28 protein-coding genes are annotated in these 23,933 nt (G+C 66.4%); 16 read left to right on the forward strand and 12 right to left on the reverse strand.

Translation table 11 applies throughout. From position 1 onward, the window contains the following. Positions 1–376: 376 nt before the first annotated feature. Positions 377–895, forward strand: coding sequence for a GNAT family N-acetyltransferase (locus BAMB_RS07465; RefSeq protein ID WP_011656769.1), 519 nt, complete (start codon positions 377–379; stop codon positions 893–895). A 72-nt stretch (positions 896–967) separates the two neighbouring features. On the opposite strand, the gene BAMB_RS07470 is transcribed toward BAMB_RS07465, so the two are convergent. Together BAMB_RS07470 and BAMB_RS07475 are read right to left on the reverse strand one after the other, a co-directional pair. Continuing rightward, positions 968–1,432 (reverse strand): plasmid fertility inhibition factor family protein, encoded by a 465-nt coding sequence (locus BAMB_RS07470; RefSeq protein ID WP_011656770.1) that lies wholly within the window; start codon positions 1,430–1,432, stop codon positions 968–970. 684 nt (positions 1,433–2,116) lie between these two features. After that, positions 2,117–2,860, reverse strand: a complete 744-nt coding sequence (locus BAMB_RS07475; RefSeq protein ID WP_011656771.1) for a DUF695 domain-containing protein — start codon at positions 2,858–2,860, stop codon at positions 2,117–2,119. A 209-nt stretch (positions 2,861–3,069) separates the two neighbouring features. On the opposite strand from BAMB_RS07475, the gene BAMB_RS07480 reads away from it, so the two are divergent. The 4 genes from BAMB_RS07480 to BAMB_RS07495 all read left to right on the forward strand — a co-directional run bounded on the left by BAMB_RS07480 (position 3,070) and on the right by BAMB_RS07495 (position 4,864). Beyond that, positions 3,070–3,378: a hypothetical protein gene (locus BAMB_RS07480; RefSeq protein ID WP_006751010.1), complete on the forward strand. Its 309-nt coding sequence runs from the start codon at positions 3,070–3,072 to the stop codon at positions 3,376–3,378. A 37-nt stretch (positions 3,379–3,415) separates the two neighbouring features. After that, positions 3,416–3,670: a hypothetical protein gene (locus tag BAMB_RS36160; RefSeq protein ID WP_011656772.1), complete on the forward strand. Its 255-nt coding sequence runs from the start codon at positions 3,416–3,418 to the stop codon at positions 3,668–3,670. Continuing rightward, positions 3,634–4,227 (forward strand): hypothetical protein, encoded by a 594-nt coding sequence (locus BAMB_RS07490; protein WP_045554921.1) that lies wholly within the window; start codon positions 3,634–3,636, stop codon positions 4,225–4,227. The genes BAMB_RS36160 and BAMB_RS07490 overlap by 37 nt, the downstream gene beginning before the upstream one ends. Positions 4,228–4,390: 163 nt before the next feature. Then, complete coding sequence (locus BAMB_RS07495; RefSeq protein WP_011656774.1) at positions 4,391–4,864, forward strand: VOC family protein; 474 nt, start codon at positions 4,391–4,393, stop codon at positions 4,862–4,864. Here BAMB_RS07495 and BAMB_RS36250 read toward each other — a convergent pair. Beyond that, positions 4,798–5,445: a hypothetical protein gene (locus tag BAMB_RS36250; protein ID WP_011656775.1), complete on the reverse strand. Its 648-nt coding sequence runs from the start codon at positions 5,443–5,445 to the stop codon at positions 4,798–4,800. The genes BAMB_RS07495 and BAMB_RS36250 overlap by 67 nt on opposite strands. Positions 5,446–5,531: 86 nt before the next feature. On the opposite strand from BAMB_RS36250, the gene BAMB_RS07500 reads away from it, so the two are divergent. Beyond that, complete coding sequence (locus tag BAMB_RS07500) at positions 5,532–5,750, forward strand: hypothetical protein (RefSeq protein ID WP_041491161.1); 219 nt, start codon at positions 5,532–5,534, stop codon at positions 5,748–5,750. 171 nt (positions 5,751–5,921) lie between these two features. On the opposite strand, the gene BAMB_RS07505 is transcribed toward BAMB_RS07500, so the two are convergent. Both BAMB_RS07505 and BAMB_RS07510 read right to left on the reverse strand, forming a co-directional pair. Next, positions 5,922–6,545: a phospholipase D family nuclease gene (locus BAMB_RS07505; RefSeq protein WP_011656777.1), complete on the reverse strand. Its 624-nt coding sequence runs from the start codon at positions 6,543–6,545 to the stop codon at positions 5,922–5,924. Positions 6,546–6,990: 445 nt separating this feature from the next. After that, the gene (locus tag BAMB_RS07510; RefSeq protein WP_011656778.1) at positions 6,991–7,473 is read right to left on the reverse strand and encodes a winged helix-turn-helix transcriptional regulator; all 483 of its coding nucleotides are present in this window, start codon (positions 7,471–7,473) and stop codon (positions 6,991–6,993) included. A 169-nt stretch (positions 7,474–7,642) separates the two neighbouring features. Here BAMB_RS07510 and BAMB_RS07515 point away from each other — a divergent pair, with 169 nt between their 5' ends. Beyond that, positions 7,643–8,080, forward strand: a complete 438-nt coding sequence (locus BAMB_RS07515) for a PaaI family thioesterase (RefSeq protein WP_006757989.1) — start codon at positions 7,643–7,645, stop codon at positions 8,078–8,080. A gap of 201 nt (positions 8,081–8,281) precedes the next feature. Beyond that, a complete protein-coding gene (locus BAMB_RS07520; RefSeq protein WP_011656780.1) occupies positions 8,282–9,334 on the forward strand; it encodes an NADP(H)-dependent aldo-keto reductase in 1,053 nt (350 codons plus the stop codon). Between the two features lie 84 nt (positions 9,335–9,418). On the opposite strand, the gene BAMB_RS07525 is transcribed toward BAMB_RS07520, so the two are convergent. Together BAMB_RS07525 and BAMB_RS07530 are read right to left on the reverse strand one after the other, a co-directional pair. Next, the gene (locus BAMB_RS07525; protein WP_011656781.1) at positions 9,419–10,705 is read right to left on the reverse strand and encodes an MFS transporter; all 1,287 of its coding nucleotides are present in this window, start codon (positions 10,703–10,705) and stop codon (positions 9,419–9,421) included. A gap of 35 nt (positions 10,706–10,740) precedes the next feature. Next, the gene (locus BAMB_RS07530) at positions 10,741–12,162 is read right to left on the reverse strand and encodes a M20 family metallopeptidase (RefSeq protein ID WP_011656782.1); all 1,422 of its coding nucleotides are present in this window, start codon (positions 12,160–12,162) and stop codon (positions 10,741–10,743) included. 161 nt (positions 12,163–12,323) lie between these two features. Here BAMB_RS07530 and BAMB_RS07535 point away from each other — a divergent pair, with 161 nt between their 5' ends. From BAMB_RS07535 to BAMB_RS07550, 4 genes are all read left to right on the forward strand, one after another. After that, entirely contained in the window at positions 12,324–13,277 is a 954-nt protein-coding gene (locus tag BAMB_RS07535) for a LysR family transcriptional regulator (protein WP_011656783.1), read from the forward strand. A 64-nt stretch (positions 13,278–13,341) separates the two neighbouring features. Beyond that, a complete protein-coding gene (gene mnmH / locus BAMB_RS07540; protein ID WP_011656784.1) occupies positions 13,342–14,469 on the forward strand; it encodes a tRNA 2-selenouridine(34) synthase MnmH in 1,128 nt (375 codons plus the stop codon). Further along, positions 14,466–15,524: a permease gene (locus BAMB_RS07545; protein ID WP_011656785.1), complete on the forward strand. Its 1,059-nt coding sequence runs from the start codon at positions 14,466–14,468 to the stop codon at positions 15,522–15,524. Before mnmH ends, BAMB_RS07545 begins: the two co-directional genes overlap by 4 nt. Positions 15,525–15,701: 177 nt before the next feature. After that, entirely contained in the window at positions 15,702–16,124 is a 423-nt protein-coding gene (locus BAMB_RS07550) for a hypothetical protein (protein ID WP_006754649.1), read from the forward strand. Between the two features lie 55 nt (positions 16,125–16,179). On the opposite strand, the gene BAMB_RS07555 is transcribed toward BAMB_RS07550, so the two are convergent. Further along, positions 16,180–17,013, reverse strand: a complete 834-nt coding sequence (locus BAMB_RS07555) for an ABC transporter permease (protein WP_011656786.1) — start codon at positions 17,011–17,013, stop codon at positions 16,180–16,182. A 6-nt stretch (positions 17,014–17,019) separates the two neighbouring features. Next, entirely contained in the window at positions 17,020–17,934 is a 915-nt protein-coding gene (nodI, locus tag BAMB_RS07560) for a nodulation factor ABC transporter ATP-binding protein NodI (protein ID WP_012363817.1), read from the reverse strand. A gap of 335 nt (positions 17,935–18,269) precedes the next feature. Between nodI and BAMB_RS07565 the strand changes: the two genes are divergently transcribed. Then, on the forward strand, positions 18,270–18,767 hold the full coding sequence (locus BAMB_RS07565; RefSeq protein ID WP_011656788.1) for a universal stress protein: 498 nt from the start codon (positions 18,270–18,272) through the stop codon (positions 18,765–18,767). A 101-nt stretch (positions 18,768–18,868) separates the two neighbouring features. Here BAMB_RS07565 and BAMB_RS07570 read toward each other — a convergent pair whose 3' ends face one another. From BAMB_RS07570 to lexA, 3 genes are read right to left on the reverse strand one after another with little or no spacing between them, the layout of a single operon-like run. After that, positions 18,869–19,591: a DUF2939 domain-containing protein gene (locus BAMB_RS07570; protein WP_011656789.1), complete on the reverse strand. Its 723-nt coding sequence runs from the start codon at positions 19,589–19,591 to the stop codon at positions 18,869–18,871. A gap of 29 nt (positions 19,592–19,620) precedes the next feature. Then, a complete protein-coding gene (locus BAMB_RS07575; protein WP_006754654.1) occupies positions 19,621–19,959 on the reverse strand; it encodes a hypothetical protein in 339 nt (112 codons plus the stop codon). 26 nt (positions 19,960–19,985) lie between these two features. Then, a complete protein-coding gene (gene lexA, locus BAMB_RS07580) occupies positions 19,986–20,633 on the reverse strand; it encodes a transcriptional repressor LexA (protein WP_006759459.1) in 648 nt (215 codons plus the stop codon). Between the two features lie 264 nt (positions 20,634–20,897). On the opposite strand from lexA, the gene BAMB_RS07585 reads away from it, so the two are divergent. From BAMB_RS07585 to cysW, 3 genes are all read left to right on the forward strand, one after another. Then, positions 20,898–21,935 (forward strand): sulfate ABC transporter substrate-binding protein, encoded by a 1,038-nt coding sequence (locus BAMB_RS07585; protein ID WP_011656790.1) that lies wholly within the window; start codon positions 20,898–20,900, stop codon positions 21,933–21,935. A 146-nt stretch (positions 21,936–22,081) separates the two neighbouring features. Further along, entirely contained in the window at positions 22,082–22,981 is a 900-nt protein-coding gene (gene cysT / locus BAMB_RS07590; protein WP_011656791.1) for a sulfate ABC transporter permease subunit CysT, read from the forward strand. Further along, positions 22,978–23,925: a sulfate ABC transporter permease subunit CysW gene (gene cysW, locus BAMB_RS07595; protein WP_011656792.1), complete on the forward strand. Its 948-nt coding sequence runs from the start codon at positions 22,978–22,980 to the stop codon at positions 23,923–23,925. The genes cysT and cysW overlap by 4 nt, the downstream gene beginning before the upstream one ends. Positions 23,926–23,933 lie beyond the last annotated feature (8 nt).

The following is a 23,933-nucleotide window of genomic DNA, read 5'->3' on the forward strand; positions in this document are numbered from 1 at the left end:
TTCAGTGAGATCAAAATGGTGCGCCATAGCATAGCGATTGAAAGCTTTGGGCGCTAGTCGAGCCGCCACGGATATTGGATGGCCGCCCTGCTGAAGTTGCCTCTGGACTGTCGAGCGTGATGTTGGCGGAATAAGCCAGTGACTTGGCGCAACCCACCAATGCTTAACATGCTTACATTCGTGTAATGTATCGATTCCTCGTGCCCTCGATTTTCCAGGGCCGTTCTGTCCTGGCGCCCGGAAGGCGCCGGGGCATTTTTTCGCCAGCTGCGGCGCCGTGCAGCGTTTGATGCGTTTCGCGATGCAATCGACCGTTTAAAACATCGCGGCTGCTACACTTTCCCGGCCTCAATTACGCAACGGAAGCGACCCGAGCATGCCGGAACCCCAAACCATCACGTTGCGCAGCGCGACGTCACACGACGCGGAGCTCGTTGCGCGCTTGCACACGCTGAGCTGGCAGAACGCATACAGCCATATCCTGCCCGCGGCCTATCTGTCCGATGAGGCGCCGACGGAACACGCGAGCCGGTGGCGACGCTATTTCGACCGCAACGAAGCGGAATGGGGCCTCGTGCTGATCGCGGAGTCCGACGGCGCGCCCATCGGTTTCGTGAGCGCCGAAAGACCGGTCGATTCGGCGCTGGGCGTGCTGCTCGATTGCCTTCACGTCCTTCCCGCATATCACGGAAGCGGTATCGGCAAGCGCATGATCGAAGCCGTTCGCGCATGGACGCGAAATATCGGCGTGGACAAGGTTCATCTGTTGGTGCTCGAGGGCAACGTCCGCGCGATTGGTTTCTACGAGCACAACGGCTGGCGATTGGCGGGCGTCGAAACCAGCGTCATCGGCGGGGCGGAAGTCGCCGTCCGAACCTACGTGATCGAGGCCTGACGGCCTGTCGGCATCGAATCGAACGGCGGCCGACTGCGCGATCCATTCCGCTATCGACCAAGCGCCCGTGCGTCACTCGCCGCAATACCGCACGAGCAAATCCGCCTCCGTCTCATGCACCTCGACAGGCAGCCTCGTCGCCCCCGCATACGCCAGATAGCGCGCGCGATGCTGACCGTTCCGGAACGACGCGACGCCGACTTTCGACAGGCCCGGGATGCCGAGCAGCGTCCGCGTTCTCGTCTCGCGGAACGTGATGAAGGGCATATCGGGAATCCGCCGCTCGGCCGGGTCGAGGAATTCGCGGATGCCGGCGGCCTTCCCGGGCGCCCAGTACTGAACCGCCGGCAGCACATAGTCGGTCGTGTCGCGATCGGCGCAGGCGAGCAGCTTCGTCAGGTCGACCGTCACGACGCGATGCCGCGAGTCGTCGGACGCGAATACGCGCTTGAGATGCGTATAGGCATAGGCGGTGTGTCCCGGAAGCTGGACGATCCAGACATCGACGCCGTCATGTTGAGCCCGAGCGAGTGTCATTGTTTCCTTGGATGGCGAAGCGATTTTTGTGGCCGGAGGTAGCAGCGCGATCGCGGCCGAGAAGCCGGCAGATACCGATCGCGAAACATGATTTCACGAAAATCCGAAAAGACAAATCGCTGATTCAAGCAAAAACGGAATCATGCGGTTTTAGCTATGTAGGCGACATGCCAGAAGCTCCAGTGCGATATAAGAAATCGCCCGCATAAATCAAAATCCGCACTCGAATCATGAACTCAGGAACGCTGCTGACTGCTGGCGCGATCGTCGCTGCCCGGCGCGCTGTGGGCGTGGCAGGAGGGCTTTCCGGTTGAAAGGGTGAGTTGCCGCACAGACGGTCGCATGGCCCACGATCACAATTTGACCGGTTGACCGTTCTACCCCGGCCCGGTCAACTGTTTCCCCGCTCGCTCGCGCAGGAGCGGGGCTTTTTGCCCGCCCGGCGCATGCATGCCGCGTCGGCGAAACCGGACAGGCGTTCGGCACGCGGCGTTTTGCGCCCCCGGCATCCGCTCGCCTGATCCGCATGAATCGCTTTTCCTCGTGCGTGAGCGGCCGCTCGGGCCCATCGCCGGTTACTGCCGGCGATGCCTTGGTCCCGGCGGCGCGCATTCGCGCTGCCGGGATGCTTTTTGTCCCGAAACCGTCAAGGCCCGGTCGCGCGCAACGCGCGTGTCGGCCTGATCAGCCGGCTTGCTCGACGCTGGTTTCCCAGCCGTCGTATTCGCCGCCGAGCGCGCGTACTTCGCGATTGATCTCGAGCGTATGGTGCGTGATGTCGGCCAGCACCATCGTGCCTTCGTGCGCAAACCGCACGGCCGATTTGCCGTCCTCGGTCGGCGCGACCGATTCGACCAGATAGCCTTTCGACTCGGCCCAGTCGGCGAACTGGTGCGCGTCGCTCGGCTCCGGGAAGTAGGCCCAGTGCATCACGCGCCGGCTCATGTCGCTCACGTCACCTTTCTGCCGCAGCGCGTCGAGCACGCGCATGTCGCGCATCAGTTGCCAGTCGTCGTCCGTCGGGTAGAGCGTGCGCCAGTACGTTTCCTTGTCCGGATCGTCCTGGTATGCGTACTGAAGTGCGTAGGTCGTCTGTTCGGCCAGCGAGTCGACGATCCCGCTCGCGGTTTCTTCGTCGAACGGCACGTAGAACAGGAAATCCTGGTTGCCGTCGACCGTGACGCGGCCGACCTGCACGCCGTTTTTCGCGGTCACGGCGGCGTCCAGCAGATCCTCGATCTTCGTCAGCTCGGCGAACTCGTCGCCGCTCGGCAGGCCTTCGGGCGTCGGATGTGCCAGCGTGACGCGTACGCTGAGCAGCGACGTGCGCGGATCGCTTTCGGCGAGTTCGGCAAAGCTCTGATTGAAGCTGATGAAAGCCTGATGGTCGCCCATTCTGGCAGGGAAGGTTCCCCAGGCGTCGTTCATGTGTTTCTCCCGTACACGATTGTCTGTTGACGGTTGCAAAGCGTCCCAATGTATCATCGAAAATCAGCGCTGGCCGATGCTGCGCCAATGATTGCCCGTCCGGCTGACCCGGCGGGTCCGGTGGCATTCGCATTCGCCTGCTATCGTGTAATCGTCGGCTTCCGTCGTCAGGCGTGCGCCCAGCCGCAATCGTTTCGAAGGAGATTCCGATGTCGATGTTCGCTGTGAATGGTGTCCGAATCGACGTGCTCAGTGCGCGCGTGACGCATGTGCGCTGGGCGGCCGTCAATCCGACGGATCGGTCGTGGGCGGCGACGCCGAGCGAGGCGTCGGTGGAGGAAGTGGCACGCGCGCTTGCCGCGGGCAACGACGTTCATGCCGTGTTTGACGAAGTGGACGGAACGGCGGTGGGGCCGAAACTGAAGCGCGTGCTGTATCGCGACGCGTCGGCAGGGATCGAGCTCGACATCGATGCGACGAACGAGTCGCGTACGTTGCGTGATCTTCCGCAGATCTGAAAGGCGATCGGCCCGTGTTTCCGCGAGCCGCCCACACATGAATCACGCTACCGCGCACGAAGCCATGTCCACATACGCCATTGCCCCGTTGGGAGCCGCATTCTGTCTGATGCTCGCGGCCTGTCAGACCGAATCCATGCAGCCGTCGCCCGAGACCGCATCGGCCCCGGTTCCGGCGTCGTCGCCGGCGGCGCCGATTCGCGGAATCGGTGTTGCGCCGCACCTCGCCGCGCAGAGTCACTGGGCGGTCGGTCAATGCACGTCGAACGGCACGGTCAACGTGTGCAATTGACGGGAGCGGCCGAAACGGTGAGCGACGCAAGCGAAACGAACGATTCCGGCTGGCATGTCGATCCGGTTGCCGGAACGGTGATCGGCGCGTTGCCGGTGGTCCTGCCGGTCGACGGCCGCAGTTTCAGGCGCAAGGCGATCGTCAGCGCGGTGCTGGCCGGGTTGGCCGTATCCGGGTACGCGTCCGACCGGACGCTCTGGCCGGTTGGGGCACTGGCCGTGGTGCTGGCCCTCGCGAGCGGCGCCTTCTTCTTCGTGTCGCGCCGCAAGATGGCGCTGCATATCGACGAAACCGGCTTCAGGCTGGTCGGTTCCGTGCGTGAAAAGCCGGTGACGCGGTGGCGCGACGTGACCGAGTTCGGGATGATCAGCGTCGCAGGCAACCGGTACATCGGCTACCAGTTCTCGGCGCACTCGCCGCGCACCAGGGTGCCCGGCGGCGTGATGCTGCCGATTAACCGGTTCGCCGACCTTCCGCTCGACGCCGTTGCCGCGTTGCTCGAAGCGTGCCGCCGGCAGTTCGGCATGCCGGATGATCCTGTCGGCCGAACGGACTGATTCCGTGCGTCGTGCGTGATCTGGCCGGCCAGTCGCGAGCGCTAAAAAAATTCCGGCATGCGTGTCGATTTCCGTCGAGCCCGTCCGTCGTAGCGTTGGAGGCGTGCGCATCGTGCGTGCGTCCCGATTTCCGACACGACAACCGACTGAAGGAGCGACACCCATGGCCACGTCCGTCAACCCGATCCCGGAAGGAATGCGCACGCTGACGCCGCATCTGATCTGCGCCCGCGCAGCCGCAGCCATCGATTTCTACAAGCGTGCGTTCAACGCGACCGAGCGGTTTCGCCTGCCGACCCCGGACGGCCGGCTCGCGCACGCGTGCCTCGCAATCGGCGATTCGACGCTGATGCTCGTGGATGAAATGCCGGAGCATGGCGCACTCGGACCGAAGGCGCTGAAAGGCACGTCGGTCTGCTTGCACCTGTACGTGCCGGACACTGACGCTGCGATCGCGCAGGCCGTCGAGGCCGGCGCAACGGTCAAGATGCCGGCCGCCGACATGTTCTGGGGCGATCGCTATGGGCAAGTGGAGGATCCGTTCGGCCATCGCTGGTCGATCGCGACCCATCAGCGCGATCTGACGCCCGAGCAGATCGCGGAAGCGATGGCGAGCGCGCCGCCGTGTGGGAGCTGAGCGAAGCGGCGGCGGGCTGAGCGCGGCTCGCGGCTGCGGTTGCGGTTACGCCTGCGGTTGCGGTGGCGCGGGTCGTCGCGTATCGGCGCGTATCGGCGCGCGGTGCGTTTGCAGTCACGCACGGCGGCCTTGCCGCGCTGGTTGTCCTCGGACCTGTGACGATCGGCTGAGTCGAGCAAGGCTGGCGACCGTACGATGCCGCTGAGGACCGTATGCGACGTGACCGACTCTGAACCGGATCGCATAGCCTCGTGCGTCGGACGGGTTGTGCTGCGCGAGCGCCGGCGTGACGCGCGCGAGATCGGCTCGCCGATGTCGGCCGGACCGTCGGCGCTCAACAACACGCGAATTCGCCGCTGCCGAGCCGGGCGAGTGCGCCGGCGAGCGTTCGCGCGGTCGCGAATGCTGGCGGTTAGGCCGTTCGGCGCAGCGAGCGGCCAGCCTGCGTGGAAGCGGATGCCCGGCGGCCCCGTGACGCGCGGGTTGTCGTGGAAGCGATCGTCGTTGCGCGCGTCCTGGATCACCGTCTTGTCGTTCGCGAGCAGCGCATGCGCACAGAGCGATGCAGACGCTTCACGCATGCACGAGATGAATTTGTGTTTGTATGCCTCAAGCTGTCCGGTGCAATGCCGTAAATAGAGCGAGTCAATCGTTCATCTATCGCACCATGGTCCGAATTCTGTACGCGGGTTATCTCGCGCTGGCGCTGTACCTGATTTATCCGATGGTGCAGAACACGCTGACCTTCAGCTCGGACTGCGTACTGCGCGCGCTGCCGGGCGGCAATCGCGATCTGCCGAAGTTTTCGTCAAGCGACGCGCATGCACGGGCGAGCCGGTGTGTCGCGACCGCGCAAGTCGCGGAGCGATCGCCCAACATTCACTGATTTCATCGATGCCGCTGCTAGCGGTGCGGTCACGCTGCGTGTGCTGGCCATTCGGCCAGGTTGATCGGCGCGTCGTGCGCAGCGATCATTGACGACATCACGAACCGAATGCATGCAACGACGCGCGTCGGCCGCGTCGCATGCGAATGGCGATTGCGTTTGTGCGATGCGTCAGTACGACGAGTGGTACGGCGCGCCTTGGTCGAAGCGGCTTTGCCAATGCGCGAGGTAGCGCGACGCGAGTTGCGGATTGTTCCACACCACGACGACGTTTTCGGAATTGCGGCTGGCTGCCGAAGCGCTGTAGTTGAACGAGCCGGTCTCGACATGTTCGGCATCGATCACGAGGTACTTGTCGTGATGGATGGCATAGGCGTCGATCGTGCGCGTCGGAATGCCCGCGTTGACGAGCAGGTTCAGCGCCTGCTTGCTGCTCTTGGCGCGATTGCCCTTGTCGTCCACGACGACCGCGACATTTACGCCGCGCCGCTTCGCGGCGAGCAGCGCGCGCGTGACGGGTGGCGACGTGAACGAGTAGGCGGCCACGCGAATTGAGGTGCGGGCGGCGCCGATCGCCTTCAGCACGAGCGCCTCGGCGCCGCCGTCGGGCGAGAACGCCGATTCGACGGCCTGCGTGGCGGGCGCTTCATGGGTCGGCGTCGGCAGCAGCTGCGTGATGAAGTCGATTGCCTGCTGCAGCAGCGATTCATTGTGCGTCTTGCCGAAGGCGGCGAAGGGCGTGGCAAGCAGGGAAGCGGCGAGGCAGGTGGCGGCGAGGCGTTTGCGCGACAACATCTTGGACAGCGAATGATTTTGAGACAGCGGGCCGTGAGTGTAACGCAGACACGGCGGCGCGGCCACGCCCGAATGCGAATGAAAGCGATGACGTGATGGCGTGCAGCGGTTGATGGGGCGGCGCTCATCATTCCGCCGGGTTTCCGGAGCGGCCGGATGGTCGCGCCGGTGGACGGAGGTCGAACGATCAGCGCGTGCGTGTGCAGTGGAGCGACAAGGCGGTGCATGAAGAAATGCGCGTACGCGCTGGTGCAGGTTCAATGCGCTGTGTGATTGACGAGATGGGGGAGCCCATCGAGCGCGGCAACGCGAATGCTCGGCAGGCTGAAACGGATGCAACTCGCATCCGCATGAGGCAGCGCTGCGATGCGCGTGGCACGCGCGGGTGCGTCAGGCGTCACGGAATCACGGCACCACGGCACCACGGAATCACGGCACCACGGAATCACGACTCGACCGGCCCCGCCGCCTCAGGCGCGACCCACCCCGGCCCGGGTTCCGGCTGCACGTCGTGCGCGTCGAGCGGCTCGCCACATGCCGAGCACACCGCGACTGCATGCATCAGTTGACCACAGTTGCGATGCCGCAACTGCAGGGGCGGTCCCTGGCCGTCGTCCTTCCAGCGGTCGCCCCATGTCATCAACGCGAGCAGGGCAGGATAGAGATCGAGGCCTTTTTCGGTCAACCGGTATTCGAAGCGCGGCGGCCGCTCCTGATACGCGCGCTTGACCAGCACGCCTTCGTCGACGAGGCGCGCGAGCCGCTCGGCCAGCACGTGGCGCGTGAGGCCCAGTTGTGTCTGGAATGCATCGAAGCGGCGGCAGCCGAGAAAGGCGTTGCGCAGGATCAGCATGGTCCAGCGATCGCCGAGCACGGCGAGCGTGCGCGCGACCGAACAGTTCAGCGTACCGATGTCATCCCATTTCATCGTCGAGTCTCGCGCGGCGGTTCATCAAAGAAGCGGGTTCGATTATAGAACTTACCTTCGACTGCAACGGCCATCGGCTGCGTTGACAAGCCCGGAGCAGTTGTCAATAATGAGTTCCAATTTAGAACTTACTCGCGCGGCGACGCGCCATCAACCCGGAGACAACCCGATGAATCCGCTTTCCCTGTCCGGTCTCGATCTGCTGCGTGCGGCCGCCGCCGGAGACGTGCCGCTCGCGTCGATTTCCGAAACGATCCCGATGCGTCCGCTGGGCGTCGAGCTCGGCTACGTGAAGTTTTCGGCGCGCGCCGACGGCCGGCACCTGAATCCGCTCGGCGGCGTGCATGGCGGGTTCGCCGCGACGGTGCTCGACTCGGTCACGGGCTGCGCGGTGCATTCGATGCTCGACGCGGGCGTCGGCTACGGCACGGTCGACCTGCATGTGAAGATGCTGCGTCCCGTCCCGCGCGACGTCGACCTGATCGCCGAAGGGCGCGTGATTCACCTGTCGCGTTCGCTCGGCGTCGCGGAAGGCACGCTAAAGACGCCGGACGACAAGATCGTCGCGCACGCATCGGCGACCTGCTTCATTCAGCGGCCGCAGTGACGCAGCGGGCGGCGGCGTCGCGGCCGCCCGACGTCATCCGCACGACGCACACGCACACGCACACGCGGACGCGGCCGTCATCCGCATGACCAAGTCCCGCGCACACACCGAAGGCGGCCTGTAAGCATGCGGCCCGGCCATCTGAAGCATTCGGTTCAATGTGATAGCGTTTCTGCTTTCCACTGACGTGACAGGAACAGCATGGAATACCGCACACTCGGCGATTCGGGCATCGAGGTCAGCCTGATCGGTCTTGGCACGATGACGTGGGGCGAGCAGAATTCGGAGCGCGACGCCCACGAGCAGATCGATTACGCGCTCGGGCAGGGCGTCACGTTGATCGACGCCGCGGAGATGTACCCGGTGCCTCCGAAGCCTGAAACTCAGGGGCGCACGGAGCAGTACATCGGCACCTGGCTCGCGCAGCATCGTGCGCAACGCGACCGGATCGTGCTCGCGACCAAGATCGCGGGCCCGGCGCGGCAGCCGCACAATCCGCGCCACATTCGCGGCGAAGGTAACCAGTTCGACCGCAAGAACCTGACCGAGGCGCTCGACGGCAGCCTCAAGCGCCTGCAGACCGACTATGTCGACCTGTACCAGTTGCACTGGCCCGATCGCAGCACGACGACGTTTGGTCGCCCCGCGTATCCGTGGGTCGACGATGCGTATACGGTGCCGATCGAGGAAACGCTGGGCGTGCTCGCGGAATTCGTGAAGGCCGGCAAGGTCCGCGCGATCGGCGTGTCGAATGAAACGCCGTGGGGCGTCGCGCAATTCCTGCGCGCGGCCGAGAAGCTCGGGCTGCCGCGCATCGCGAGCATTCAGAACCCGTACAGCCTGCTGAACCGCACGTTCGAGAACGGCCTGTCCGAGTTCACGCATCGCGATGGCGTCGGCCTGCTCGCCTATTCGCCGCTCGCATTCGGCTGGCTGTCCGGCAAGTACGAGAACGGCGCGCGTCCGGCCGGCGCGCGCATCACGCTGTTCGAGCGCTTCCAGCGCTACAGCAAGCCTCACGCGGTCGAAGCGACGTCGCGCTATGTCGCGCTCGCGAAGCGCCACGGGCTGTCGCCCGCGCAGCTTGCGCTCGCGTTCGTCAACAGCCGGCCGTTCGTCCGCAGCAACCTCGTCGGCGCGACGTCGCTCGACCAGTTGAAGGAGAACATCGGCAGCATCGACGTGAAGCTGTCCGACGAGATCCTGGCCGAGATCGACGCGCTGCACGAACTGCAGCCGAACCCGGCGCCGTAAACGGCGAGCGGCCCGCGCGGCAGGGTTGCCGCGACGGGCCGCGTCCGACGCGCATCATTGCGCGGTCGTTTCCTTTGCGCGAGGTCAGCGCATCCCGAGCCGCGTGCGCGCGACCAACAGTGCGACGAGACTCAACACCGCACAGCCCATCAGATACAGCGCAGGCGACAGCCGGTTGCCGGTCGCGCTGATCAGCCACGTGATCATGAACGGCGCGAAGCCGCCGAACAGCGTGACGCCCGTGTTGTAGCTGACCGCCAGACCGGTCGCGCGGGTCTGCGCCGGGAACAGCTCGGCCATCAGCGCCGGCAGCGCGCCGCAGTACGTCGCCTTCAGCAGGCCGATCCAGATCAGCGCGGCGAGCATCGTCGAGAACGACGCGTGATGCGTGAGCCACACGAACGTCGGCCAGACGGTCGCGAGCATCAGCACGGCGGCCGCGGCCATCACGCGGATCCGTCCGGTGCGATCGGACAGGTGGCCAACGAGCGGCGTGACGAGCGTCAGCACGAAGCCGGTCGCGAGCGTTGCTGCGAAGCCCGTCGAGGCCGGCAGCCCGAGCTGCTTGATCGCATAGGTCGGCATGTACAGCACCATGTAGTTGATCGCGGTCGAGATCACGAGCACGCCGATCGACAGCAGCACGCGCATCTTCTGGTCCGCGAACAGCTCGCGCACGGGCGCTTCGGAGCGCGCCTGCGTCTTGAACTCGACCCCTTCGTCAACGTAGCGGCGGATATAGAGGCCGATCGGACCGATCGCGAGCCCGAACAGAAACGGTACGCGCCAGCCCCAGCTTTCGAGTTGCGCGGTGCTCAGCGTCGACGTCAGCAGCGCGCCGAAGCCCGACGCGAGCAGCGTCGCGAGCCCCTGGCTCGCGAACTGCCAGCTCGACATGAAGCCGCGCCGCTGCGGCGCATGTTCGACGAGGAACGCGGTCGAGCTCGCGAATTCGCCGCCGGCCGAAAAGCCCTGCATCAGCCGCGACAGCATGATCCCGAGCGGTGCAAGGACGCCGATCGATGCGTAGGTCGGCATCAACGCGATCAATAGCGTGCCGACCATCATCATCCCGATCGACAGCAGCAGCGACGCCTTGCGGCCCGCGCGGTCCGCGTAGGCGCCCAGCACGAAGCCGCCGATCGGCCGGATCAGGTAGGACAGCCCGAACGTACCGAGCGTGAGCAGCAGCGACGTCGCTTCGCTGGTCGCGGGGAAGAACAGCTTGGCGATCGTCACCGCGAAAAAGCCGTAGACGATCAGGTCGAACCATTCGAGCGCATTGCCGATCGACGCGGCGAAGATGATGCGCCGGATCTTCGCGGCGCTGGGGAGCGCGGCGTCCTGCGAGGTCAGGGTGGTCGTATTCATCGTGTGAGCAGGTCCCGAGAAAGGGGCGAAGCGCGTTACAGTGCGGCGCCGGCCGCGGCGAGGGCCGCGCGGCGAACGGGCGGCGCGGCGTCGCCGAGATCCCAGAAGAGGCCGGCCATCATCTGCAGCCCCTCGCGCACGACGCTCGCGAGCAGGTGCTCGTCGGGCGCGTGTTGCGAGCACGCCGGATACGAGTGCGGCACCCACAACGTCGGCAGCCCGAGCGTATCGGCGAACACTTCGTTCGGCAGCGTGCCGCCGAGGTTCGGCAGGATCGCGGGCTTCTTGCCGGTCGTGCGCGCGAGCGACGCGACGGCCCAGCGGACCCACGGATCGTCCGGCGGCAGGCGCGTCGCCGGCGCGCCGCGTTCGACGTCGATCTCGACGTCGGCGAAGCCATGCGCATCGAGATGCGCGCGCAGGTGCGCATGCAGCGCTTGCCAGTCGGTGCCGACCACGAAACGCAGTTGGCAGTGCGCATACGCGACGGGCGGAATTGCATTGACCGGATGCTCGGGATTGCCGGCCTTGAACGCGAGAATCTCGAACGCGTTCCAGCCGAACACGCGCTCGGCGGCAGAGAGGCCGGGCTCGCCCCAGTCGGCGTCGAGCGCCGGATCGCCGGGGCCGCCGCCGACGGACAGGTCGGCGAGTGCGGCGCGCACGGCGGCCGGGATCGGCGGCGGGCGCAGGCCCGCCACGCGGATCGCGCCGCGCGCGTCGACGAGGCTCGCGAGCGCGTTCGCGAGCACGGTCGCCGGATTGCGCAGCAGGCCGCCCCAGTTGCCGGAGTGATGGCCGCCGTCGCGGGCGCGCAGGCTCAGCTTGAAGTTGACCGCGCCACGCGAGCCGAGGAACACGGTCGGGCGTTCGGCGGTCACGCGCGGCCCGTCGGACGCGATCAGCACGTCCGACGCGAGCGCGTCGCGCTCCTGGCGGCACAGCGCGTCGAGGCCCGGCGAACCCGCTTCCTCGCCCATCTCGATCAGCAGTTTCGCGTTGAAGCCGAGCCGGCCGCCGCGCGCGTCGAGCACGCTCGCCAGCGCGGCCAGGTTGATCGTGTGCTGGCCCTTGTTGTCGGCGCTGCCGCGGCCGTACCAGCGATCGCCGTCGACGGTCAGCCTCCACGGCGACAGCGGCGCGCGCCATTGCGCGTCGTAGCCGCGCACGACGTCGCCGTGGCCGTAGATCAGGACGGTCGGCAGCGCGTCGTCCTCGTGGCGCGACGCGAGCAGAAACGGCCCGCCGCCGACGACCGGGTTCTCGACGATCCGCGACGTGAAGCCGAGGCGCGCGGCTTCCGGCGCGATCTCGTCGGTCAGGTACGCGCGCAATGCGGCGCCCGCGCCGCTGTCCTGGCTTTCGGTGCGCAGCCCGACGCGGCGGCTCAGGGTCGTGAAGAAGGCGCCCGATTCGAACTGGTTCAGCGCGTGCTGGATGGCGGCGGTACGGCTCAAGACGTGTCTCCTTGTCGGTTTTCCTGCGGGCGCGGCGCGCACGGCGGGAAGTGCGATCGATTCTAGGAAGCCGTTTTTTTTGTCACAATGATCGAATTTCGAACATTTCGTTGCCGAAAAGGCAAAGCAAAACAGCCCGGCCGACGGGTCCGGAGAGAACGATGGCGGCTTTCCTGCATGGTCTTGCGCTGCGGTACTTCGTCGAAGTGGCGCGCACCGGGTCGATCAGCGACGCATCGGCGCGGCTGCACGTGGCCGTCTCGGCGATCAGCCGGCAGATCGCGAAGCTCGAGAGCGAGCTTGGCGCGCCGCTGTTCGAGCGGCGGCCGCGCGGGATGACGCTGTCGGAGGCCGGCGAACGGCTGCTGGGCTTCGCGCAGCGCAGCCTGCTGGAGGCCGAGCACGTGATGAAGGAAATCGGCGGGCTGGAAGCGCTGCACGGCAGCCTGCTGAAGATCGTCTGCTCGGAAGGGTTCGCGATCGATTTCCTGCCGGGCGCGCTCGCGGGCTTCAAGGCGCGCCACCCGGGCGTCGATTTCTCGGTGTGGGTCGTGTCGCCGGCGGAGGCGACGCGGCGCGTGCGCGACGGCGACGCCGACATCGGTCTGACGTTCAGCCTGGCGCCGGAGCAGGGCGTGCGCGTGGAACACACGGAGCGTGCGCCGGTCTTCGCGCTCGTGCGGCACGACCATCCGCTCGCGGCGCGCGACTCCGTGTCGCTCGCCGACGTCGTGCGGCACCCGCATGTGCTGCCGGAGGCCGGCACGACGGTGCGCCAGCTGATCGACATGGCGTGCGTGCTCGACGGGCTCATGCTCGAGCCGGAACTGACCAGCAACAACACCGCCGTGATGTACCGCTATGCGCAGCGTACCGGTGCGGTGATGTTCACGGGGCTGCTGTCGGTACGCGACCGCTTCGACTCGGACGGCTTCGTCGTCGTGCCCGTCACGAACCCGCAGCTGCACGAGCGCAGCATCCAGGTACAGACCATGGCGGGGCGCGAGCTGCCCGCGTCGGTACGCGCGTTTCGCGACCATCTGGTCGACGTGATGAGCGCCGCGTCGCCCCCGCCCGTTGCCGCGCGCGGCCCGAGACGCCCGGGCATGAGATAATCGCGAATCCGCCTTCCGTGCCCGTGCGGCTCACCGAGCCGCATCGCCCCTGTTCGACGCCAAATTGAAGAACCTGATTGTCACCCTCGATCGCGCTGGCGAGTTCGACGAGATCATCGACGTGCGTACGCCGCTCGAGTTCGCCGAAGATCATATTCCCGGCGCGCTGAACGCACCCGTGCTCAGCAACGAGGAGCGCGTGATCGTCGGCACGATGTACCGTCAGGTGTCGCCGTACGAAGCGACGCGCGTCGGCGCGGCGATGGTCGCACGCAACATCGCGCGCCATCTCGACACCACGTTCGCCGACCGTCCGCGCAACTGGCGGCCGCTGATCTACTGCTGGCGCGGCGGCAAGCGCTCGGGCTCGATGACGACCTGGTTCAACCTGATCGGCTGGCAAGCGCGGCAGCTCGACGGCGGCTACAAGTCATACCGCCGCTCGGTGTGCGCGACGCTCGACACGCTGCCCACGCGGTTCCGCTACATCGCGCTCGTCGGCCACACGGGCTGCGGCAAGACGCGGCTCCTGAACGCGCTGCGCGACGAAGGGGCACAGACGCTCGACCTCGAGGCGCTCGCCTGCCACCGCGGCTCGCTGCTCGGCGCATTGCCGGGTGTGCCGCAGCCCGCGCAGAAGTCGTTCGATTCGGGTCTCGTCGGCACGCTGGAGCGTTTCGACCCCGCATGGCCTGTCTTCGTCGAATCGGAAAGCCGCAAGATTGGGCTCGTGCAGTTGCCGCTCGCGCTGATGGACGCGTTTCGCGCGGGGCCGTGGGTGCAGGTCGAGGCCGAGCATGACGAACGCATCGCGTTCTTGCTCGAGGACTACGCCCACCTGTTCGACGAACCGGCCGCGTTCAAGGCGCAATTGCATCGCCTGATCGGCCTCCACAGCCGGGAAGAGGTCGCGCGCTGGAACGCACTGATCGACGCGAACGCGCGTGCCGAACTGTTCGGCACGCTGATCGACAAGCATTACGATCCTGCGTATGCACGCACCTATCGTTCGTCGTACGACAAATCGAACCGCGTGCTGACGTTCACGTTCCGGCCGAATGCGGCCGACGTGCGCCAGCAAGCGCGTGCGCTGCTCGACGCGCTCGCGCGCGCCGGGCTTCCGGCGTCGCCCGTCGCCGGCAACGCAGCAGGATCCGACACCGACACAAACCAATCGACCACCACACGATGACGACCACACGCACCCAACCCAATCCGGCGCTCGGCTGGATGACCTTCCTGCTGATCGCAGTCGCGGGACTGTTCTACGTGAAATGGTTCCCGTACTACAACAAGGCATTCGTTGCCGCCGAGCATCATTCGATCGGCCAGTCGATCCTGATGGGCACGTCGGCGACCGCGCCCGAGCCGTCGCTGAAGGCGGCGCTCGACTACGCATGGGCATACGGCAAGGCGATCTGGCAGGCGATGGTGCTCGGCCTGCTGCTCGGTTCGGCCGTGCAGGCGCTGCTGCCCGCGCACTGGGTCGCACGCGTGCTCGGTCGCACGGGCTTCGGCAGTGTCGCCGCGGGCGGCCTGCTGTCGTTGCCCGGCATGATGTGCACGTGCTGCGCGGCGCCGGTCGTCGCCGGCCTGCGCGCGCGGCACGCGTCGCCGGGCGGCGCGGTCGCGTTCTGGCTCGGCAACACGGTGCTGAATCCGGCCGCGCTGGTGTTCATGGGCTTCGTGCTCGGCTGGCACTGGAGCGTGCTGCGGCTCGTGCTCGGCATTGCGATGGTGTTCGGGATCGGCTATCTGCTGAACCGCATCGCGCGTCCCGAGGACCGCGGCATCGACGACGCGCACCTCGCCGCGCTGGCGGCCGGGCAGGCCGCGGCCGGCAATCCGTTCGTCCGCTGGATCAAGTTGCTCGTGCGCATGGCCGTGCGGCTCGTGCCCGAATACATCGTGCTCGTGCTGCTGCTCGGCGCGGCGCGCGCATGGCTGTTCCCGCATATCGGCCCGGACATCGGCAACCATCTCGGCTGGATCATCGCGTTCGCGGTCGCGGGCACGTTGTTCGTGATCCCGACGGCCGGCGAGGTGCCGATCATCCAGGCGATGCTGTCGCTCGGCATGGGCGTCGGCCCGGCCGCCGCGCTGCTGATGACGCTGCCGCCGATCAGCGTGCCGTCGCTCGCGATGCTCGCGCGTTCGTTCAAGCCGTACATGCTGGCGATCGTCACGGCCCTCGTGGTCGTGTTCGGGATCGCGAGCGGGCTGCTCGCGATCGCGTTCGGGTTCTGACGAACGCGCACGGGACGGCCAGCCGGCGCGAACAAGCGCCGGGGCAGCCGGCGACCGGCCCTGCGGGATGGCCGCCGCGCCGCGCGCTGACCGATCCCGTCGCGTGATCGTCGTATTCATCCGGCGCCGCCGCTTCGCACGTGCGGTGCCCTTTACAAGAAGCAAACAGGAAAACGCATGACCCAACCGAAGATTCATCCTCGACTCGAAAAGGCGCTGACGCGCGGCGATCTCGCGATCCGCCAGGCCAATTCCGCGCGGGCGACTGCCGTGCTGAACGCGCTCGGCACGATGATCATCGAGGCCTCCGCCACGATCGGCGTCGAGGCCAGCATCGAGATTCCGCAAGGCGACCGCATTTACGATCCGGTGAACGGCCTGTGGCCGCAGAAGATGCTGGTGTCGTTCGACGGCCCGGTCGCCGAAGCCGACGCGGAAGAGCTGCGTGCGGTCTATCTGATCGCCGACGATCCGGGTACGCAATTCCGCGTCGAATGGCATCGGGCGGACGGCAAGCTCGGTCGCCAGGAAGGCGGCCCGCTGGCGACCGTCGCATTCCTGACCGACGTCGAAATCCCGTGGAGCGATGACGACGAGTAACGTCGTCTGACGGCGTCTCAATGTCGTCGCATCGGGCCGGCGCCGGATGCGCCGGTCAGCGCATCATCCGCCGCCGGAACAGCCACGCGCAGACCAGGAATCCGCCGATCGCATAGCCGGCGAGCACCGCGAGATGCAGGCCGACGTCCGTCGCCGGCCGGCCGAGCATCGCGGGCCGGATCAGTTCGACCGCGTTCGCGAGCGGCAGCACGTGCGCCGCGCGCTGCGCGATCGGCGGCAGCTGCGTGAGCGGGAAGAACACACCCGACAGCAGCAGCATCGGCGTCAGCACGAGCGTCTGATAGAACATGAAGAAGTCGTAGGACGGCGCGAGCGCCGTGACGATCATCGCGGTGCTCGCGAACGCGAGGCCGGCGAGCGCGATCACGGGCAACGCCGCGAGCATCGACGGAAAGTGCGCATAGCCGAGCAGGCCCGCGACGAGCATGATCGCGACACCCGACAGCAGCGCCTTGCTCGCACCCCAGACAATCTCGCCGAGCACGATGTCGCCCAGCGAGAGCGGCGTGTGCATGATCGCTTCCCAGGTGCGCTGCACGTGCATCCGCGAGAAGCCGGAATACATCGACTCGAAGCTCGCGGACATCATCACGCTCGAACCGACCGTGCCGGCGGCGAGGAACGCGATATACGACACGCCGTCGACGTGGCCGAGCATCAGGCCGAGCCCGAACCCCAGCCCGAACAGATAGATCATCGGATCGGCGAGATTGCCGAACATGGATGCGAGCGCGAGCTTGCGCCACACGAGGTAGTTGCGCCGCCACACGGCGATCCAGTTGGTCGCATTCGCGGGCAGTGCGATCGCGAAGCGTGACTCGCGGGGCGGCGCGGACGGGGCCGCGGCGGAATAGTTGCGTGCGTCCATGATCGATCAGTCCTGCATTTCGCGGCCCGTGAGCCGCAGGAATACGTCTTCCAGATTGGCCGGACGATGCAGATAGCGCAACCCCGTGCGTCCCTTGAGTCGCGCACTGAGCGGCTCGGGATCGGTCACGTAGCAGAACAGCGTTTCGCCGCTGATCTCGGTGTGCTTCGCGAACGGCGCCAGCTCGTCGCGCAACGCGACCGGCTCGGGCCCGTAGATCTCGATCACGTCGCAGCCGATCTCGGATTCGATCAGCGCATGCGGCGCGCCTTCGGCGATCTTGCGGCCTTCCTCGATCACGCACAGCCGGTCGCACAGGCGTTCGGCTTCCTCCATGAAATGCGTGGTGATCAGGATCGTCTTGCCGCGCGCGAGCAGCGAGCGCAACCGCTCCCACATCAGGTGCCGCGCCTGCGGATCGAGGCCTGTGGTCGGTTCGTCGAGCACCAGCACGTCGGGATCGTTGACGAGCGCGCGGGCGAGCGTCAGACGCCGCTTCATCCCGCCCGACAGTTCGCCCACCTTGGCATCGGCCTTGTTTTCCAGTTTCGCGAATTCGAGCAGCGGCTGCACGAGCGCGCGTGCGGCCTGCGCTGACATCCCGAAATAGCGGCTGAACACGAGCAGGTTTTCGCGGACCGTGAAGTCCGGATCGAGATTGTCGAACTGCGGGACGACCCCGACGCGCCGGCGCGCATGCCGCGCGCGTGTCGGAACGGGCTCGCCGCACAGTGAAATGGCGCCGGCATCGGGATACACGAGGCCGAGCAGCATCTTCAGCGTCGTGGTCTTGCCGGCGCCGTTCGGCCCGAGCAGGCCGTAGCATTCGCCGGCCTGCACGTGGAAGGAGAGGTCGTTGACGACGAGCTTGTCGCCATAGCGCTTTTCAACGTTCCGGAAATCGATCGGTGCAACGGACATGGGCAGTTTGTCGTTGTAAGCGGGCACGGACGCGTTTCGCGGCCGGCCGGCTGGCTGACTGGGCATCCGGGCCGGCGAACGGATCGGGCGAATGCGTGTCACATGAGCATGACCGGGGCGAACGCACGTCGAGGGTACGAACGGGCCATTCTAGTGCATCGGCTGCGTCTCTTCAGCGCATGCCGGTGCGGCATGGTGCGTCGGCGCACGGATCGTGCACCGCATCATCGCCGGCGCGCCCCGCGTGGCGAATCAGCGTTTTCCATCCCTTGCGTCCTCAATTGCGGCGCACCATGATGAGTGCATAGCGCACGTAGTCGCGATAGGGAGGTTTCATGGCTAGCTACAACAAGATTCTGCTGTGCTACGACGGCACGCTCGAGGGGCGCAAGGCATTGCGGTGCGGTGCCAACCTCGCGCTGGACCTGAAGGCGGAAACGCATTTGCTGTCGGTCGTCGACATGCGCTCGAGCATCGCGCAAAGCGCCGGGTTGCTGACCGACGTCGCGTGCGGCCGCTTCGAGGAAACCGCGCGCGAGATCCTGCAAGAAGGCGTGAACTGGCTGCGCGAGCGCGGCGTTCAGGCGGAAGGCCATTTCGCGTTCGGCTATCCGATCGACGAAATCGCGAATCTCGCGACGGAGTTGAAGGCCGACCTCGTCGTCGTCGGCCATCGGTGCCGTAGCGGGTTGTCGAGATGGTGGATGGGGTCGGGCAACACGCAACTGCTCGATCGCGTGAACTGCAGCATTCTGGTCGCGTGTTCGTCGGCCGAAGAGCAAAAGGCCGAGATCGCGCGCGAACGCGAAGCGGCCATCTCGAACGGCAAGTAACGCAGCAATCGCGTGAACGGCCGGATGGCCTGCGATTCAGGCGCGGTCGCGCGCAGTGCCGCATCGGCGGCATCGAGCGCGACCGTGACGACTGCGATTGCTCAGGCGTGCAGGTCGATCGCGGACAGCTTCCACGAGAACAGGCCGAAGCGGCGGAAGACCGCCGCATAGCGCGTGCCGTCGGCGCTGCGCTGGTAGGTCACGACGAATTCATCGATATTCCGGTAGCCGGCACTCGTTTGCTGCGGATGGCCCGCGTCGCTCGGGCTCGCCGGGGCGGGCGCGGGCGTGGGCGTGGGTGCGGGCGCAGACGCCGGCGCCGATGCAGCCGACGCGGTGGCATTGCTGCCCGGCATGGGTGCGCTAGCCGGATTGGCCGGTGGCGCGGCCGGTGCGTTGGCGGGCGCATTGCCTGCCGGCGGCCCCGACCAGTCGGGGGGCCGCTCGCCCGGGTTACCGCGCGGCGGGATGCCGCTCATCAGCGCCGCCACACCTTCCGGTGTCGCATACGCATCGACCAGCGGGCCGATCAACGCAGATCCGATCAGCGCGCCAATCACCGCGAACGGATTGTCCTTCTTCACCGCGTCGATCCGGCGCATCAACTCTTCCGTGACCTGCTGCTTCAGGCTGATGCGCAGCGACGGAAAGTCGACATATTCGCTGACCGCCTGCGAATCGCGCGCGTCGATCGCCGATTTCAGGCGACCTAGCGCGACGTACGGCGACGCGTATGCATAGCCGACCGCCGCCAGAATGGCGACGGCCAGCACGACGATCAGCACGGGCTTGAGCCGCCACGCGCGGCCCGAAGATCCAGTCACGATGCCTCCGGTGCGAACAGGTTCCGCAATCAGAGACCGCCGTGCGTGGACGATCGTTCCTCGGCGATGCAGCGATCGATCATCCGGCACACGGCATCGATCGTCCCCACCATGATCAGCCGCGACCGACCGTGATAGACGCGCACGGGCGCACGGCGCGCCGGTTCCGCGTGATTCAGGCCGGCATTCAGCGAAACCCGCGCGAATGCGGGAAGCGCCGACGGCAGCAGCGACGCCTGCCGTTCAACTGCGACTTCTTGGCTCACCACGGGCGCCGCGGCGGACAGCGGCGCACAGGGCGTGCGGCCGCGCAGGTGACGCAGGCGACCGAATTGACGGAAAGGCAGCAAACGGGAAAGGCGTTCCATGGTGTTCTCCTCAGCGAGACCGATTGTCAGAGTTCGCCCGAGCGGATCAGCCCGACGGCGATGCCTTCCAGCGCGAATTCCGCGCTGCCGGCCTTGACGAAGATGTTTTCGTAATCCGGATTCTCGGCGATCAGCTCGAGGCCGCCGGGCCGGCGCATCAGGCGCTTGACCGTGACGTCGTCGCCCAGACGCGCGACGATGATCTGGCCGTCCTTCGCTTCCGTGCGCTTCTGCACGGCGAGGAGGTCGCCGTCGAGAATGCCGGCGTCGCGCATCGACAGGCCGCGCACCTTCAGCAGGTAGTCGGGCTTGCTCGTGAAGAGCGCGGGATCGCATGCGTAATGCTGCGAGATGTGCTCCTGCGCGAGGATCGGGCTACCGGCCGCCACCCGGCCGACGAGCGGCAGCGACAGTTGCATCAGGCCGGCGTGCGGCAGCGTGAACTGGTGCGGCGCATCTTCGATGCCGAGCAGGCGAATGCCGCGCGACGCGCCGGCGGCGAGCTCGATCACGCCCTTGCGCGCCAGCGCACGGAGGTGTTCCTCGGCCGCGTTCGGCGAGCTGAAACCCAGCTCGGCCGCGATCTCGGCGCGCGTGGGCGGGAAACCGGAGCGCTCGATCGCCCGGCGGATCAAGTCGAACACTTGCTGCTGACGTGCGGTGAGTTTGGTCATGGCTTAACTGTATGGATAGACAGTGAGCTGTATTTTTATACAGTACTTCGCGAATTTCAAGTGTTACTTGAGGTTCGACGCGATCGCGCCGGTTCCGCCGCGATTTCGCGACGTCCGGACGCCGGTTTGTCTGCCGCAACCGTCCGCCCAGTCTGCGTTAGCACTTTTGAGTATTAAAAAATGAAGAACGATTATTTTTAATCATGTAACCCGTTCGCTAGACTGGCCCGACATCGCAACATCGACAACACTGGAGAACCAAGGATGGCGAAGCGCAATACGGGGCTGGTGGGCGGAGCGGGCCGCCTGATTGCAACACTCGCGCTCGGCGCGGCGGCGGCGTTGGGCGTCGTCACGCATGCGCAGGCCGATACGACGTTCCTGAACGTGTCGTACGACCCGACGCGCGAGCTGTATCAGGACTTCAACCAGGCGTTCGGCAAGGCGTGGAAGGCGAAGACGGGCGAGACGGTCAACTTCAAGCAGTCGCACGGCGGCTCGGGCGCGCAGGCGCGCTCGGTACTCGACGGCCTGCAGGCCGACGTCGTCACGCTGGCGCTCGCCTACGACATCGACGCGCTCGCCAACAAGGGGCTGGTGAACAAGGACTGGCAAAAGCGCCTGCCGGACAACGCATCGCCGTACACGTCGACGATCGTGTTCCTCGTGCGCAAGGGCAACCCGAAAGGGATCAAGGACTGGGACGATCTGACCAAGCCGGGCATCTCGATCGTCACGCCGAACCCGAAGACCTCGGGCGGTGCGCGCTGGAACTACCTGGCCGCATGGTCGTATGCCGTGCACAAGCCGGGCGGTAACGAGCAGGGCGCGAAGGAATTCGTGACGAAGCTCTACAAGAATGCAGGCGTGCTCGATTCGGGCGCGCGTGGCGCGACGACGAGCTTCGTGCAGCGCGGGATCGGCGACGTGCTGATCGCGTGGGAGAACGAGGCGTTCCTGTCGATCAAGGAATTCGGCACCGACAAGTTCGAGATCGTCGTGCCGTCGGTGAGCATCCTGGCCGAGCCGCCCGTCGCGGTGGTCGACAAGGTGGTCGACAAGAAGGGCACGCGCAAGCTGGCGGAGGCCTACCTGAATTTCCTGTACAGCCCGCAGGGCCAGGAGATCGCGGCGCGCAACTACTACCGTCCGCGTTCGAAGAACGTGCCGGCGGAGCTGACGAAGCAGTTCCCGAAGCTGAAGCTGTACACGGTCGACGACACGTTCGGCGGCTGGACGAATGCGCAGAAGACGCATTTCGCGGACGGCGGCGTGTTCGACTCGATCTACAAGCCGCAGTAACGCGAACAGTAACACCACGCAGCAAACCCATAACGACAGCGGTGCGCCACGATAGCGCGCCGCATCCCCGACGGCCGCCGGCGCGATTCCCCGCGCCGGCGTTTGCGTCGGACCCATGAGCAGCATCGACCCAGCAAGAGCATCCGATGACGACGTACACCTTTCGCAAGCCGAGCGCGCTGCCCGGCTTCGGCGTGACGCTTGGCATCACGGTGGCCTATTTGAGCCTCGTGGTGCTGATCCCGCTCGCCGCCACGTTCCTGAAGACCGCGACTTTGTCGTGGGACCAGTTCGTCACCGCCGTCACGTCGCCGCGCGTACTCGCGTCGTACCGGCTGACGTTTTCCGCCGCCCTGGGCGGCGCATTGATCAACGCCGTGTTCGGCTTTCTCGTCGCGTGGGTGCTGGTGCGCTACCGGTTCCCGTTGAAGCGCCTCGTCGACGCGATCGTCGACCTGCCGTTCGCGTTGCCGACGTCGGTCGCGGGCATTTCGCTGGCAGCCGTCTATGCGACCAACGGCTGGGTCGGCCAGTATCTCGCGCCGTTCGGCATCAAGATCGCGTTCACGCCCATCGGCGTGCTGGTGGCGCTGACCTTCATCGGGCTGCCGTTCGTCGTGCGCACCGTGCAGCCCGTGCTCGAGGATTTCGAGCGCGAGCAGGAGGAGGCCGCCGCGTGCCTCGGCGCATCGCGCTGGCTGACGTTCCGCCGCGTCGTGTTGCCGGCCGTGCTGCCGGCGCTGCTCACCGGCTTCGCGCTGGCGTTCGCGCGCGCGCTCGGCGAATACGGGTCGGTGATCTTCATCGCCGGCAACGTGCCGATGAAATCCGAGATCACGTCGCTCCTGATCATCACGAAGCTCGAGCAGTACGACTATGCGGGCGCGACCGCGCTGGCGGTCGTGATGCTGGTCGTGTCGTTCCTGATGCTGCTCCTGATCAACACGCTGCAGTGGTATCTGCAGCGTCGTACGAGCAAGGGGGCGAGCGGCCCCGCGCCGTCGAGCGCAACCATTGCCGCGACCGTCCAGGGAGGCCAGCAATGAGCCAGGAGTCCAGTGCCGTGCTGAACACCCCGTCCGCCGCGCGCGCGCGTGCCGCGAAACGGCCCGACCCCGTCAGCGAGTCGCGCGTCGTGCGCTGGCTGCTCACGGGCATCGCGCTGGCGTTCCTCGCGTTCTTCCTCGTCGTGCCGCTCGCCGCGGTGTTCTTCGAGGCGCTGCGCAAGGGCGTCGGCTTCTATCTCGAATCGCTCGCCGATCCGGACGCATGGTCGGCGATCAAGCTGACGCTGACGGTCGCCGTGATCGCGGTGCCGCTGAACCTCGTGTTCGGCGTGTGCGCGTCGTGGGCGATCGCGAAATTCGAATTTCGCGGCAAGGCATTGCTGACCACGCTGATCGACCTGCCGTTCTCCGTGTCGCCGGTCATCTCGGGCCTCGTCTACGTGCTGCTGTTCGGCGCGCAGGGCTGGCTCGGGCCGTGGCTGCAGGACCACGACGTGCAGATCATCTTCGCGGTGCCGGGCATCGTGCTCGCGACGATCTTCGTCACGTTCCCGTTCGTCGCGCGCGAGCTGATCCCGCTGATGCAGGCGCAGGGCACCGACGAGGAAGAGGCCGCGCGCGTGCTCGGTGCGTCGGGCTGGCAGATCTTCCGGCGCGTGACGCTGCCGAACGTGAAGTGGGGCCTGCTGTACGGCGTGATCCTGTGCAATGCGCGCGCGATGGGCGAGTTCGGTGCGGTGTCGGTCGTGTCCGGCCACATTCGCGGCGTGACCGACACGATGCCGCTGCACGTCGAGATCCTGTACAACGAATACAACTTCGCGGCGGCGTTCGCGGTGGCGTCGGTGCTGGCGCTGCTCGCGCTCGTCACGCTCGCGCTGAAGCTGCTCGCCGAGCGTCATCTCGCCGCCGAACTGGCCGGCGCACGCGATGACGTTCCCGCTCATGCCGGCCCCGTCGCCGCCATTTCGTCGAAATCGTAAAGAGGCAA

Origin of the sequence: Burkholderia ambifaria AMMD, from assembly GCF_000203915.1 — a bacterium.
Lineage (GTDB): Bacteria > Pseudomonadota > Gammaproteobacteria > Burkholderiales > Burkholderiaceae > Burkholderia > Burkholderia ambifaria.